Annotated in this window: 11 protein-coding genes and 2 tRNA genes; 3 read left to right on the top strand and 10 right to left on the bottom strand. The window is 61.1% G+C overall.

Features of this window, described 5'->3' with window-relative positions; all coding sequences use genetic code 11:
- The 5 genes from INF37_RS13995 to INF37_RS13975 all read right to left on the bottom strand — a co-directional run.
- On the bottom strand, positions 1 to 596 hold a 596-nt coding region (locus INF37_RS13995), incomplete at its 3' end, for an electron transfer flavoprotein subunit beta/FixA family protein (protein WP_193538947.1).
- A gap of 18 nt (positions 597 to 614) precedes the next feature.
- The gene (locus tag INF37_RS13990) at positions 615 to 1,757 is read right to left on the bottom strand and encodes an acyl-CoA dehydrogenase (RefSeq protein ID WP_101691009.1); all 1,143 of its coding nucleotides are present in this window, start codon (positions 1,755 to 1,757) and stop codon (positions 615 to 617) included.
- 86 nt (positions 1,758 to 1,843) lie between these two features.
- On the bottom strand, positions 1,844 to 2,695 hold the full coding sequence (locus INF37_RS13985; protein WP_101691008.1) for a 3-hydroxybutyryl-CoA dehydrogenase: 852 nt from the start codon (positions 2,693 to 2,695) through the stop codon (positions 1,844 to 1,846).
- 185 nt (positions 2,696 to 2,880) lie between these two features.
- Positions 2,881 to 3,657 carry an enoyl-CoA hydratase-related protein gene (locus INF37_RS13980; RefSeq protein ID WP_193538945.1) on the bottom strand — a complete coding sequence of 259 codons (777 nt, stop codon included), beginning with the start codon at positions 3,655 to 3,657 and terminating at the stop codon, positions 2,881 to 2,883.
- A gap of 389 nt (positions 3,658 to 4,046) precedes the next feature.
- Positions 4,047 to 4,754, bottom strand: a complete 708-nt coding sequence (locus INF37_RS13975) for a DUF554 domain-containing protein (RefSeq protein ID WP_186964008.1) — start codon at positions 4,752 to 4,754, stop codon at positions 4,047 to 4,049.
- A 155-nt stretch (positions 4,755 to 4,909) separates the two neighbouring features.
- On the opposite strand from INF37_RS13975, the gene INF37_RS13970 reads away from it, so the two are divergent.
- Together INF37_RS13970 and INF37_RS13965 are read left to right on the top strand one after the other, a co-directional pair.
- The gene (locus tag INF37_RS13970) at positions 4,910 to 6,427 is read left to right on the top strand and encodes a putative polysaccharide biosynthesis protein (RefSeq protein WP_328821086.1); all 1,518 of its coding nucleotides are present in this window, start codon (positions 4,910 to 4,912) and stop codon (positions 6,425 to 6,427) included.
- A 220-nt stretch (positions 6,428 to 6,647) separates the two neighbouring features.
- Positions 6,648 to 8,723, top strand: a complete 2,076-nt coding sequence (locus INF37_RS13965; protein WP_101691004.1) for a glutamine synthetase III family protein — start codon at positions 6,648 to 6,650, stop codon at positions 8,721 to 8,723.
- Positions 8,724 to 8,781: 58 nt separating this feature from the next.
- Here INF37_RS13965 and INF37_RS13960 read toward each other — a convergent pair whose 3' ends face one another.
- From INF37_RS13960 to INF37_RS13950, 3 genes are all read right to left on the bottom strand, one after another.
- The gene (locus INF37_RS13960; RefSeq protein ID WP_193538943.1) at positions 8,782 to 10,134 is read right to left on the bottom strand and encodes an MATE family efflux transporter; all 1,353 of its coding nucleotides are present in this window, start codon (positions 10,132 to 10,134) and stop codon (positions 8,782 to 8,784) included.
- Positions 10,135 to 10,352: 218 nt separating this feature from the next.
- Positions 10,353 to 10,428: transfer RNA gene (locus INF37_RS13955), tRNA-Phe, on the bottom strand.
- Positions 10,429 to 10,458: 30 nt separating this feature from the next.
- Positions 10,459 to 10,541 (bottom strand) — tRNA-Leu (locus INF37_RS13950).
- 144 nt (positions 10,542 to 10,685) lie between these two features.
- Here INF37_RS13950 and INF37_RS13945 point away from each other — a divergent pair.
- Positions 10,686 to 11,528, top strand: a complete 843-nt coding sequence (locus tag INF37_RS13945; RefSeq protein ID WP_193538941.1) for a pyridoxamine kinase — start codon at positions 10,686 to 10,688, stop codon at positions 11,526 to 11,528.
- Between the two features lie 71 nt (positions 11,529 to 11,599).
- On the opposite strand, the gene INF37_RS13940 is transcribed toward INF37_RS13945, so the two are convergent.
- The gene (locus INF37_RS13940; RefSeq protein WP_193538939.1) at positions 11,600 to 12,496 is read right to left on the bottom strand and encodes a GNAT family N-acetyltransferase; all 897 of its coding nucleotides are present in this window, start codon (positions 12,494 to 12,496) and stop codon (positions 11,600 to 11,602) included.
- A gap of 160 nt (positions 12,497 to 12,656) precedes the next feature.
- On the bottom strand, positions 12,657 to 13,721 hold the full coding sequence (locus tag INF37_RS13935; RefSeq protein ID WP_101691001.1) for a branched-chain amino acid aminotransferase: 1,065 nt from the start codon (positions 13,719 to 13,721) through the stop codon (positions 12,657 to 12,659).
- Positions 13,722 to 13,725: the final 4 nt, after the last annotated feature.

The following is a 13,725-nucleotide window of genomic DNA, read 5'->3' as shown; positions in this document are numbered from 1 at the left end:
CTGTAGGCCTCCACGATGCCGCCCACGCTCATGTAACGGGGCTCGTTGAGCTCCTTGATGCAGGTCAGCAGGCAGGGCAGCGCCACCTCGATGGTCATGTAGCCGTCCTCCAGCATCCGCTGCACGGTGATCTTCTTCCCCTCCGCCTTGATCTCGGAGACGTAGGTCACCTGGGGCAGGTTCAGCTTCTCGGCGATCTGGGGACCCACCTGGGCGGTGTCGCCGTCGATGGCCTGACGGCCGCAGAACACGATGGTCTCGTCGTCCACGCCGATCTTCTTCAGCGCAGCGGCCAGGATCTGAGAGGTGGCGTAAGTATCGCTGCCGCCGAACTCACGGCCGGACACCAGCACAGCCTTGTCCGCGCCCATGGCCAGCAGCTCCCGCAGCATGCCCTCCGCGGGCGGGGGGCCCATGGAAACCACGGTCACTTCGCAGCCGGTCTCGTCCTTCAGCTTCAGGGCCGCCTCAATGGCGTTCATATCATCGGGGTTGGTGATGGTCGCCATGGACGCACGGTCCATGGTGCCGTCCGCCTTCACCGCAACCTTACCGGAGGTATCCGGCACCTGCTTCACACATACGATTGCTTTCATGTCAATATCCTCCGTTCCTTACTTCACGCCCAGATGGCTGGAAATGACCATGCGCTGAACCTCGCTGGTACCCTCGTAGATCTCGGTGATCTTGGCGTCGCGCATCATGCGCTCCACGGGGTACTCACGGGTGTAGCCATAGCCGCCAAAGAGCTGAACGGCGCGGCGGGTCACATCACTGGCGGCCTCAGCGGCGAAGAGCTTGGCCATGGCGGCGTCCATGGAGTAGGGCTCGCCATTCTGCTTCTTCATTGCAGCGGAGTACACCAGGAACTGGGCGGCCTGCATGCGGGTGTGCATATCGGCCAGCTGGAACTGGGTGTTCTGGAACTGAGACAGGCGGCGGCCAAACTGCACGCGCTCCTTGGTGTAGTTGATGGCCTCCTCTACGGCGCCCTCGCCCAGGCCCAGAGCCTGAGAGGCGATGCCGATACGGCCGCCGTCCAGCGTCTTCATAGCGATCTTGAAGCCCTTGCCTTCCTTGCCCAGCAGGTTCTCCTTGGGCACGATGCAGTCCTCCATGATCAGCTCACAGGTGGAGGAGCCGCGGATGCCCATCTTCTTCTCGTGCTTACCGATGGAGAATCCGGGGAAGTCCCGCTCCACGATAAAGGCGGAGATGCCGTGGTTGCCCGCCTTGGGATCAGTCATGGCAAAGACGATGAACACATTGGCAAAGCCGGCGTTGGTGATGAAGATCTTGGAGCCGTTGAGCACATAGTGATCTCCCTCCAGCACCGCGGTGGTCTGCTGTCCGGAAGCATCGGTACCGGCGTTGGGCTCGGTCAGGCCAAAGGCGCCGATCCACTCGCCGGAGCAGAGCTTGGGCAGGTACTTCTTCTTCTGCTCCTCGGTGCCGTTCTCAAAGATGGGGGCGCAGCACAGGGAGGTGTGGGCGGACACAACGACAGCGGTGGTGCCGCACACCTTGGCCAGCTCCTCCACCGCCATGGAATAAGCCAGCACATCGGCGCCGGCGCCGCCGTACTCCTTGGGGAAATAGATGCCCATCATGCCCAGCTTGGCCATCTTCTTGACGGTCTCCTCGGGGAAGCGCTCCTCCTCGTCGATCTCCTCGGCCAGGGGCTTCACCTCATTCTGGGCGAACTCACGGTACATTTTCCGAAGCATCTCATGCTCTTTGGACAGATGAAAATCCATATTGCTTTGCTCCTTCTAGATAAAAATACACATATACGGCTGGGAGCCGGGGACGATCTCCGTCCCCGGCTATCCGAATACTGGAATTACTTCTTGCTGTAGTCGTAGAAACCGATGCCGGTCTTACGGCCCAGACGGCCGCCGCGGACCATCTTGCGCAGCAGCAGGGAAGCGCGGTAACGGGGATCGTTGGTCTCCTTATAGAGAACATCCATGATGGCCAGACACACGTCCAGGCCGATGAAGTCGCCCAGCTCCAGGGGACCCATGGGATGATTGGCGCCCAGTTTCATGGCCTTGTCCACGTCCTCCACAGAGGCGATGCCGCTCTCGACCACATTGATACCCTCGTTGATCATGGGGATGAGCAGGCGGTTGACGACAAAACCGGGGGCCTCGTCTACTTCCACAGGGTCCTTGCCCACGTCCTTGGAGAGGTCAAAGATCGCCTTGAACGTCTCGTCGGAGGTGTTCACGCCGCGGATGACCTCAATGAGCTTCATCACGGGGGCGGGGTTGAAGAAGTGCATACCGATCACCTTGTCAGCCCGCTTGGTGGCGGAGGCAATGTCGGTGATGGAGATGGAGGAGGTGTTGGTGGCCAGGATGGCCTCGGGCTTGCAGATGGCGTCCAGCTGAGCGAAGAGCTCTTTCTTCAGGGAGAGCTCCTCCACGGCGGACTCCACAACCAGATCGGCGTCAGCCGCAGCGTTGATGTCGGTCGTAAAGGTCAGCTTGGAGAGCAGGGCCTCCTTGCCGGCCTCGTCCAGCTTGCCCTTGGCAATGCGCTTATCCAGGCTTTTAATGAGGCTGTTCTTATGCTTCTCGGCGCTCTGCTCGCTGGTGGAGCGGATCACGGTATCGATACCCTTGGTCGCAAAAACCTGGCCGATGCCCAGGCCCATGGTGCCGCCGCCGATGATAACGATCTTTTTCATAAACATAGTCCTCCCAAAATTCAGTTGATCCCAAATGCTAAAGTACCCTGCGGACCCGTTCGGTCCGCCCGCGCGTTCTTTCGCGGTGGTACGGAATGTTCCTGCTCATGGTTGGTGACATGCTGTGTATTGGATCTTGCTCTGCGTGCCTCAGTTTGCTTAATCATTTTTAAAAACGGTCCAGATCAGCGGTTGAGGAAATGCTTTTCCTTCCGCTTCTCCAAAAAGGCGCCCATGCCCTCATCCTTGTCGGCCGTGCCGCAGGTGACGCCGAAGGCCTCCGCCTCGAAGGCCGCGGCGGTGTGGATATCGGTCTGCATTCCCATCCGGATACAGCGCTTGGACTCCCGCACTGCGATCTGTGCGTTGGCACAGATCGCCTGGGCCAGTTCCATGGCGCGCTCCATCAGCTCTTCCGGCGGACAGACCGCAGACACCAGGCCGATCTCCTTGGCCTCGGCCGCACCGATGACCCGGGCGGTCAGAATGAGCTCCATGGCCTTGGAGACCCCCACGATACGGGGCAGACGCTGCGTCCCGCCGAAGCCGGGTGTAATCCCCAGGCCCACCTCGGGCTGACCGAACTTGGCCTTCTCACTGGCCAGGCGGATGTCACAGGCCATGGCCAGCTCGCATCCGCCGCCCAGCGCAAAGCCGTTGACCGCGGCGATCACAGGCTTGGACAGATTCTCCAGCTTGAGGAACACATTTCCTCCGCGGACGCCGAATTTCTTTCCGTCACTGGAGGTAAAGCCCTTCATTTCCCCGATGTCGGCCCCCGCCACAAAGGAGCGGCCCGCACCGGTGAGGACGACCACATAGATCTCATCCTCAGCCTCCACTCTGTCCAGAACGGCGTCCAGATCAGAGAGGACCTGACTGTTGAGGGCATTGAGCGCATCGGGCCGGTCGATGGTGATGATTCCAACGTGTCCCTGTTGCTCAAACTTCACAAATGCCACTCGTTCTACCTCCTGTTTCTTGTAAAGTGTTGTTGGACCGTCCGGCAGCTTGTTATTTTTTTAACATATAACCTCCTAAAAAATTGCAACAGCAGGTTTTCTATCCGCAGTTGCACAACTTTACAGGTGGTTTCTTGGCTGTTCCGTTTTCTCGATCCTCGCTTAGTATAGCTCTTTTTTGGCTCATACGCAAGAGGGTTTTTGAAAAAAATCGTATTTTTTATCTACACGCTTTCTTTTTTCATTCATTTTATTGTTGGTATTTTACAAATACTTAGTGAAAAAATTGACGATTTCGCGGTCTTTGCGCCTTTTGTTATTTTATTAACATTGATTAGATTCCAAATAAAAAGCACTTCGGAATCCGAAGTGCTTTGCGGAAAGGATGCTCACATCAGGGCGGTCAGCCACCGGGAGAGGGGCAGATAGGCCATGGGCAGAAACATGGCCGGCAGCATATTGCCCACCCGGATCTTTTCCCGGGGCAGTCCCAGCATGTTCAGGGCGATGCCCACGATGATGGTCCCCCCTACTGCGCTCATCTCCACCACCACGTCCTGCGGCAGATAGGGGCCTACAAACTGAGCCAGCAGCGTCAGTCCCCCCTGGTAGAGGAAGAGGGGCACCACACAGAAGGCCACACCCACGCCCATGGCCGAGGCAAAGGTGATGGCGGTCACCCCGTCGATGACACTCTTGGAAATCAGGATGGAATAGTTGTGGTTGAGGCCCGCCTCCAGGCTTCCGTTGATGGCCATGGCTCCCACGCAGAACAGGACTGTGGCATTGACAAATCCCTCCACAAAACGGCTGTTGCCGCCGCCCCGGAGCAGGCGTCCCCGCACCAGTATGCCGATTCCCTCCAGGCGGTCTTCGATACGCAGTGCCTCCCCCAACAGCGTTCCCACGACCATGCAGACGATCACACACAGGGTATCCTGCGTGCCAATCATACTGGAGACCCCGATCCCCATCACACACAGCCCCAGTGCACTGGTCAGTGTGGCGGCAAAACGGGGTTTGATATGGTCCTTGCACACAAGCCCCAGCAAACTGCCCAATAAAATCAGAACGACATTGATAACGGTGGCGATCATGGGTAACTCCTTCCGGCGGGCGCTTTCCCGCTTCACTGTATTAAATATAATGATACTCACCTTTTCGCCCCTTGTCAAAGGGGAATTCTCCTCATGTCCAGGCACTGGACCACATATGGTAGAACAGCGAAGAAAAAGGGGGGCTGTCCTTGAAAGTGAGCCGTTCATCCATGTTATACGGCACCTTACTGCTCACCGGCACCAGTCTGGTGGCCCAGGTACTGGGATTTATCTACCGCATTTTCCTCTCCCGGCTGGTGGGCGCCGAGATCATGGGACTCTATCAACTCATCCTACCGGTCTATTCCGTGGTCCTCTCCATCACCGCCGTCGGCCTGACCGTAGCCGTGTCCAACCTCTCGGCTGAGTATGCCGCACGGGGAAACGAGGGGGCCATGGGGGCGGTACTGCGGCGCTGCCTGACCGCCTTTCTGATCCTCTTTGCCCTGGTGGCCGGGGTAACGGTGCTGTTCTATGACCCCATTTCGGTCTATCTGCTGGGAGACGCCAGGACCCAGCTGGGCCTCCTTCTTTTACTCCCCTGTCTCTTTCTCACGGGGATCGAAAATCTCCACAAACACTATTTTTACGGCACCGGAAATATCCGTCCGCCTGCGGCAGTGGAGCTGTGTGAACAGTTTATCCGCACCGGGGCGGTCCTGGGCCTTCTGGCCCTCTTTCTCCCTCAGACGCCGGAGCGCACCGTGGGACTCATCGTGACCGGCATGGTGATCTGTGAGCTCTTTTCCTCCGTTACGCTGGTCATTCTGTACCGAAAACGGGCAGCCGGTCTGCCTCGGACCGCCGCTGAACCCGGGCTGGGCCGCCGGATCCGCGCCATTGCCGTTCCCATCGGCTTTACCGCTCTTTTGGGGAATATCATGGGCTCGGCCAACGCGGTACTCATCCCCCAGCGTCTGGTGGCCTCCGGCTCCGACGTGTCCCATGCCATGAGCTCGTTTGGTGTGCTGTGCGGCATGACGATCCCCATGCTGGTCATGCCCACCGCCTTTATCGGCGCCATGGGGCTGGTTCTGGTTCCCCGTCTGGCCCGCAGCGCCGCCCTGGGCCGTCTGGATCGGATCCGGGACCGGGTCCACAAGGCCATGCTGGCCACATCGGTCCTCATCATGCCCGCCATGGCCTTTCTGGTGGTTCTGGGCCCGACCATCGGGCGTTTCCTCTTCCGGGAGGAAAGCGCGGGGGATTTTATCCTCCCCCTCTCACTGGGTGTCCTGCTGTCCTGCTATCAGTCCATCCTCTCCGGCGTGCTCAACGGCGTGGGAAAACAGCGTGCCGCCGCCTGGAACGCCATCCTCTGCGGAGGGGTGCAACTGGGCTGCACCTTTTTCCTGATGGGCCTGCCCGGTGTGGGACTCAAGGGCTATGTGGCGGGCTTTGTGGCCAGCTCCGCCCTGGGTCTGCTCCTCAACTGGTATCAGGTGGGGCGGTATGCCCATATGCGGCCCCGGCTCTTCCAGTGGTGTACGGCCCCCGCGCTGTCCGCCCTCCTTATGGGCCTGTGCGTCAATCTGCTCTTCCGCTTCTTGTGCCGCAGCGGTGTGGAGGGCATTTGGGCTGTTCTCATCTGCCTGCTCTTCGGAAGTGTGGAATATCTCTGCGCCCTCTCGGCCCAGGGCGTTTCGGTTCGGGCCCTCTTTTCCCTACATTGACTTGTTGGTTTTTCATCCGTTTTTCTCGGCAAAAAGGGGCACTTTTTTGCATTCTCTCACAATTTCCGCCCCGCTGCGCCGGATTCCGCCCTCAGATGCTTGACAGCCCCCCGCCCACAGCTTATAATGACTTTCATGCAGCAAGGACGCTGCGGCCCTGGCCGCAGTGTCTTTTTTTATCGGTCTCCTCTGCCGGGGGACTCCATGGAGGAATGTTTTGATGAGTAAGGTCCCTGAACTCTTTGGCAGCATGGTTTTTAACGACTCTGTCATGCGGGAGCGGCTCCCCAAGGATATCTACCGCGCCCTCCGGCGCACCATCAACGAGGGCACGGCCCTGGACCCCGCCGTGGCCGATGTGGTGGCCGCCGCCATGAAGGACTGGGCGGTGGGCAAGGGCGCCACCCACTTCACACACTGGTTCCAGCCCATGACGGGCATCACCGCCGAAAAGCACGACGCCTTCCTCTCCCCCTGCGGGGACGGATCGGTCATCATGGATTTCTCAGGCAAGGAGCTCATCAAGGGCGAGTCGGACGCCTCCTCCTTCCCCTCTGGCGGGCTGCGGGCCACCTTTGAAGCCCGGGGCTATACCGCCTGGGACCCCACCTCTTACGCCTTTATCAAGGATGATACCCTGTGCATCCCCACCGCCTTCTGCTCCTACCACGGGGAGATCCTGGACAAAAAGACTCCCCTGCTCCGCTCCATGGACGCGGTGAGCCGGGAGGCCATCCGGGTACTCCGTCTCTTTGGCAAGGATGTACGCCGGGTGACCTCCACCGTGGGGGCCGAGCAGGAGTATTTCCTCATCAACAAAGAGGACTACGGCAAGCGGGCCGATCTGATCCTCACGGGCCGGACCCTCTTCGGTGCGCCCGCCCCCAAGGGCCAGGAGATGGAGGATCACTACTACGGCTCCATCCGTCCCCGGGTCAAGGCCTTTATGGCGGAGCTGGATGAGGAGCTGTGGAAGCTGGGTATCTGCTCCAAGACCGAGCACAACGAGGTAGCGCCCTGCCAGCATGAGATGGCCCCCCTCTTTACCACCGCCAACCTGGCCACCGACCAGAACCAGCTCTCCATGGAGATCATGAAGAAGGTGGCCAACAAGCACGGCTTTGTCTGTCTCCTCCATGAAAAGCCCTTTGAGGGGGTCAACGGCTCGGGCAAGCACAACAACTGGTCCCTCTCCACCGACACCGGGGAGAACCTGCTGGACCCGGGCAAGACCCCCATGGACAACGCCCAGTTCCTGCTCTTCCTCACCGCCGTCATCAAGGCGGTGGACGACTATCAGGATCTGCTGCGCATCTCGGTGGCCAGCGCGGGCAACGACCACCGCCTGGGCGCCAATGAGGCCCCGCCCGCCATCGTCTCGGTCTATGTGGGCGACGAGCTGGAGCAGGTGGTGGATGCCCTGGTCTCGGGCGGAGCCCACGACAAGGCTGTGGATGCCGCCATGGACATCGGCGTCACCGCCCTTCCCCCCATCCCTCTGGACAACTCGGACCGGAACCGCACCTCTCCCTTCGCCTTCACCGGCAATAAGTTTGAGTTCCGTATGCCCGGCTCCTCTTTCAACATCGCCTGCACCAACGTGATGCTCAACACCGCCGTTGCCATGGTCCTGCGGGAGTTTGCCGACGAGCTGGAGGACGCCCCCGTCTTTGACACTGCCCTCTCTGCCCTCATCCGGCGGGAGCTGGCCGCCCACCGCCGGATCCTCTTCAACGGAAACGGCTACGGGACGGATTGGCCCATCGAGGCCCAGCGCCGGGGCCTGCTCAACCTGCGCACCACCCCCGAGGCCCTGGAGCGCTACGACGATCCCAAGAACGTGGCCCTCTTTGCCGCCATGGGCATCTACACCCTGGAGGAGATCCGCTCCCGCCAGGAGATCATCCAGGAGGATTACAGCAAGACCATCCTCATCGAGGCCCGCACCGCCCTGGATCTGCTCCGCCAGCAGATCCTCCCCGCCTGTATGGCCTATTCCAAGCAGGTGGCCGAGGGCGTAGCCGTCAAGCAGTCCATCGGCATCCCCGCCCCGGAGGAGAGCGCATTGGTCCGCTCCCTCACCGAGGAGACCGGACTCCTCTTCCAGCGTGCCGCCGAGCTGGAGTCCTCCCTCACTGCCCTGCCCAGCGGAGCCGCACCCCGGGCGGAATACTGCGCTCAAGCCGTCCTGCCCGCCATGGAGGCCGCCCGTGCCGTAGCCGACCGGCTGGAGGGCATGGTCAGCCACGATTTCTGGCCCTTCCCCACCTATCGGGATCTGCTCTTTTACATCTGATTTTCCTTCCTAATGAGACCGGCCGTCCGGCGGGAGTTTCCCGCCGGACGGCCGGTTTTTATACGGGCAGCTCCCGGGCACTTCTGCTCTTCCGGTGCCATAGCAGGAAGAGCAGACAGAGGGTGATCTGCACCACCGTGGCGCACGGAGTGGCCAGACCGATCTGAAACAGCGTGGGGTGGGGGCGCATACTCACCAGATAGACCACCGGGATGCGCACCAGCACGGCCCCCACGATCCCCTGCACCATCACAAAGAAGGTGTGTCCACAGCCGTTGAAGTACCCCACGCAGCAAAAGAGGATCGAGGTGAGCAGGGTGTCGATGGCGTAGGCCCTCAGATAATCGTGGGCCTGGGCGATAACCTCCGGGTCCCGGGAGAAGATCCCCGCCAGCAGATCTCCCCGGAAAAAGGAAAAGGACGCGATGACCACCGCCACGCCCAGGGCCGTGGCGATACCATACCCCAGGGCAGCCCGGGCACGGGCCGCCTTTCCCGCCCCCATGTTCTGCGCCACAAAGGCCGACATGGACTGGGCATAGGAGGAGGGCACCAGCATAATGAACCCGCACACCTTTTCCGCCACGCCCACCCCTGCCGAGGCCGTTACATCGATGGCGTTGACCACCGTCTGGATGACGATGAAGGAGATCCCCACCAGGAACTCCTGAAGGGCGATGGGAGCCCCCAGTGCCAGCTCCCGGCGCAGATAAAACCCGTCCAGGCGCAGATAGCTGGGCCGAAACTGGAACGGAAGGGGCCGCCCCCGTACCAGGACCAGCGACAGCACCACGCTGATGGCCTGGGAGAGCACCGTGGCCAGCGCGGCCCCCCGTGCCCCCATGTGGAGCACCGCCACAAAGAAGAGATCTCCCAGGATGTTGCACACGCAGGCGATGCACACGGTCACCAGAGGGGTCTTGGAGTCTCCGATCCCCCGAAAGACCGCCCCCAGCAGGTTGTAAAGCACAATAAAGACGCCCCCCATGCCGCAGATGCGGATGTAGGCGCAGGTCTGCTCATAGGCCTCCTCGGGCGCGTGGAGCAGGCGGGCCAGTGTTCCGGCCCCGCCGACCAGAAGTCCCGTAAGGAGAATCCCCAGCGCCGTAAAGAGCAGAATACCCGTTCCGATGGCCCGGCCCGCCTCCTCGCGCCGCCCCTCTCCGATCTTCTGCCCCACAAAGATGGTGATTCCCATGGTCAGCCCGGTGACCACCATGGCCACCGTCTGCATCAGCACACTGCCGGTGGAGACGCCTGACACATCCGCCGTATGGGAAAACTGTCCCACCACCAGCAGGTCCACTCCGCCGTACAGCGACTGCAAAAACAGCGCCGCAAAGACCGGCATGGCAAAGCGGATCAAGGATGTGAGCACTCTTCCTTCCGTCAGATCTCTTGTCTTTCTCATGGCTTCCCGCTCCTTTGCAATAAAAAAGCTGGATAAGGAACAGACGTCTCAGTCTGTAGCCTTATCCAGCATAACATTTCCAGCGAATGTCATACCCTCCGCGCTGCTGAAAGGGTAGCATATTTCCCGCTCGTTTGTCAAGAGCGGCCGCCCCGGCGGCACATGACCAAGGCGGATAGAACAAAAAAAGTCGGAGCAAGCTTTCGCTTGCTCCGACCTGGTGCCTCCGGCCGGAATCGAACCAGCGACACGGGGATTTTCAGTCCCCTGCTCTACCAACTGAGCTACAGAGGCAAATGAAAGGCCCTGCAACCAGAACCTCTCTGGTGCGGGTAACAGGACTTGAACCTGCACGGTCGCCCACCAGAACCTAAATCTGGCGTGTCTGCCAATTCCACCATACCCGCGCATCGGTCATTCTTGTATATATTATCATGCTTTTCTCCATTTGTCAATTGAAAATTTACAAAGATCCAGCTATAATGGGAATACATCCAGAAGTTTATCCGCATCCGCGCGTATTGATATCCCATCTGTAAGGAGTGACCGCTATGAAGCGCGCGCCCGAAGTGGCTGTGATCCAGGATCTGTCGGGATTTGGCCGGTGCTCGGCCACCATCGCCCTACCGGTACTTGCCGCCATGGGAAACCGGTGTGAGACCCTGCTCACTGCCTATCTCTCCGCCCATACCGCCTATCCCTCCTCGGACCGCGCCGTCTTTCTCGACCTGACCGACGAGATGACCCGGTGCAGTGACCACTGGGCTCAGCTGGGGGCCTCCTTTGAGGCCATTTACAGCGGGTTCCTGGGTTCGGAACGCCAGATCGATGTGCTCCGGGCTTTTATCGCCCGCTTCCGCCGTCCCAATACTCTGGTGCTGGTAGACCCGGTCATGGGAGATCACGGCAAGCCGTACAGCACCTATACCCCCGCCCTGTGCCAGCGGATGGGGGCCCTGGCCGAGCAGGCTGACATCATCACGCCCAATCTGACTGAGGCGGCCCTGCTTCTGGAGGAGCCCTATGAGGCTGTCCCCTCCGGCGAAGCCGGGATGGCCGCCTGGCTGGAGCGGCTCTCTCTGGGCGGGCGGCGCTCGGTAGTCATCACGGGGGTGAGTCTCTCCGACGGTGAGGTGGGGGCGGGCTGCTGGGACCGGGAGACCGGCCGCGTCTCCTTCTCCCAAACCCGGCAGGAACCCGCCCATTTCCCTGGCACCGGTGACCTCTTTGCCAGCGTGCTGCTGGGGAGCCTGCTCAAAGGCGCCCCTCTCCCCCAGAGTATGGAGCGGGCCGTCTCCTTTGTCCAGACCTGCGCCGCGGCCACTCTGGAACTGGGCACGCCCATTCTGGACGGGGTGCAGTTTGAACCTCTGCTTCACCTGCTCATGGACTGAAGCCCGAACACAAAACCGGCGGCCCGGAGGACGACTGTCCTCCGGGCCGCCTTTCGTTTCATCCGGCCGGATCAGGTGTGAGAGAGCAGAGGGAAGCGGCAGGAATAGCGCTTGAGCAGCTCCTTCCCGTTCCCCAGCATGAAGAGGGTGCTGTCCCGGTCCATCAGAGGGCGGACCGAGCAGGATGCTCCGGCCCGGGGGGTAAAGCCCAGCACCGCCTTCTCGGTCTCGGGCCGGGCCAGGGCGGAGAGGATCCCCCCCAGATCACGGTCGCTGCCGCCGAAGAGATCGTGGCAGTACATGGTCTCCCCATCGTACTCCACCACCGCCACGGTGTCGTGGCTGCCCACATAGTAGATGTGCTCCCGCATCACACCGCCGCAGTGGAAGAAGAGCAGACCCGGGTTGTGCTCCCAGCTGAGCAGGGCGTGGGGATTGCCCTTCTGATAGTGGGAGAGGATCAGGGACTTGTCCTGGGAGAGCTCCGGGATAAGCCGGCGCACCTGGCTCCGTCCGGGCAGGGCCTGGACCTGGGCGGTGTGGCGGAACTCCCGCACCTTCTCAAAGCCAAAGCGGGGGTAGAACTCCTGGGTGTCCCGGTTGGCAAAGAGATAGATGCCATGGCATTTCCCCGCCCAGTCGGTGAGCACCCGGGCCATGAGAAAATGGATCAGGCCCCGGCCCCGGAATTCCGGGTCACACATGACGGTACCGATCTGAATGTAGTGCAGCTCCTTGCCCATGCACCGCAGGTCCATGGGACTCACCGATACGTTGGCCACCACCCGGCCCTCGTAGACCAGGGAGTTGGGCCGGTAGCGGTCGGTCCAGTAGCCGGCCCGGTGCCAGGGCTCAAAATCCAGTCCGAACACCTTGCCTGCCAGGGCGTTGAAGCTCTCCCGCAGGCCGGGCTCCTCCTGATAGCAGGTGCGATAGTCAAAGCGGCTTCCATCCAGTGTGATCTCCATTGTGTGTCGTTCCTCTCTTTATCTCTCTATCTCTCTAGGTCCTGCACGGTCATGCGTCCTCCACAACGCAAAGACTGCCCGGAAGTCCGGGCAGCAAAAACAGAGGGGGCGGGCCCGCCGCGGGTCCGTCCCCTCCGTGCAGTTTTACGATTATATCACATCAGACGCGAACCGTCCAGCCATAGGGATCTTCCAGGGTACCCCACTGGATGCCGGTGAGGGTATCGTAGAGCTTCTGGGTCAGGGCACCGATGGCGCCGCCGTTGATGACGGCGTGCTCGTCGTTCCAGCCCATCTCGCCCACCGGGGAGACCACGGCGGCCGTACCGGTGCCCCAGGCCTCCTCCAGCTTACCGGCCTTGGCCGCGTCAAAGAGCTCCTGGGCGGTGATGAGCCGCTCCTCCACATCCATGCCCCAGTGACGCATCAGCTCCAGACAGGAGCGGCGGGTGATGCCGGGCAGCACGGAGCCGGTGAGCTTGGGGGTGATGACCTTGCCGTCCACCTTGAACATGACGTTCATGGAGCCCACTTCCTCGATGTACTTGCGCTCCACACCGTCCAGCCAGAGCACCTGGGCATAGCCCTGTCCCTCGGCCCGCTCGCCGGCGCGGATGGAGGCGGCGTAGTTGCCGCCGCACTTGGTATAGCCGGTGCCGCCCCGGACGGCCCGCACATCCTCGTTCTCCACATAGATGCGCACCGGGTTGATGCCCTCCTTGTAGTAGGCGCCCACCGGGCAGCAGATCACGCAGAAGAGGTAGCTGTGGCTGGCGTGGACGCCCAGGCTGGCGTCGGTCGCGATAATAAAGGGACGGATATACAGGGAGGTGCCCGGCTCGCTGGGAACCCAGTCTTCCTCCACCTTTACCAGCGCCTTGATGGCGTCCAGCGCCACGTCCTCCGGCAGGGCGGGGATGCACAGACGCTCACAGGAGTCGTTGAGCCGGCGCACATTGTCCATGGGACGGAAGAGCTGCACGCCGCCGTCGGGCCGGCGGTAGGCCTTCATGCCCTCAAAGACCTCCTGGGCATAGTGGAACACCATAGTGGAGGGGTCCAGCTGGAGAGGACCATAGGGCACGATCCGGCCGTCATGCCAGCCCTGCCCGGCATCATAGTTCATCAGGAACATATAGTCCGTAAAATTGTGCCCGAAAACCAGTGTCTTGGGGTCGGGCTTGGGTTTCAGCTGCTTGGCGCGCTCAATGGGGAATTCGTTCATATGG

It is taken from the genome of Pseudoflavonifractor gallinarum (assembly GCF_014982855.1).
In the GTDB taxonomy this organism is placed as follows: domain Bacteria; phylum Bacillota; class Clostridia; order Oscillospirales; family Oscillospiraceae; genus Pseudoflavonifractor_A; species Pseudoflavonifractor_A gallinarum.
This window is presented reverse-complemented; position numbering and strand designations above follow the sequence as displayed.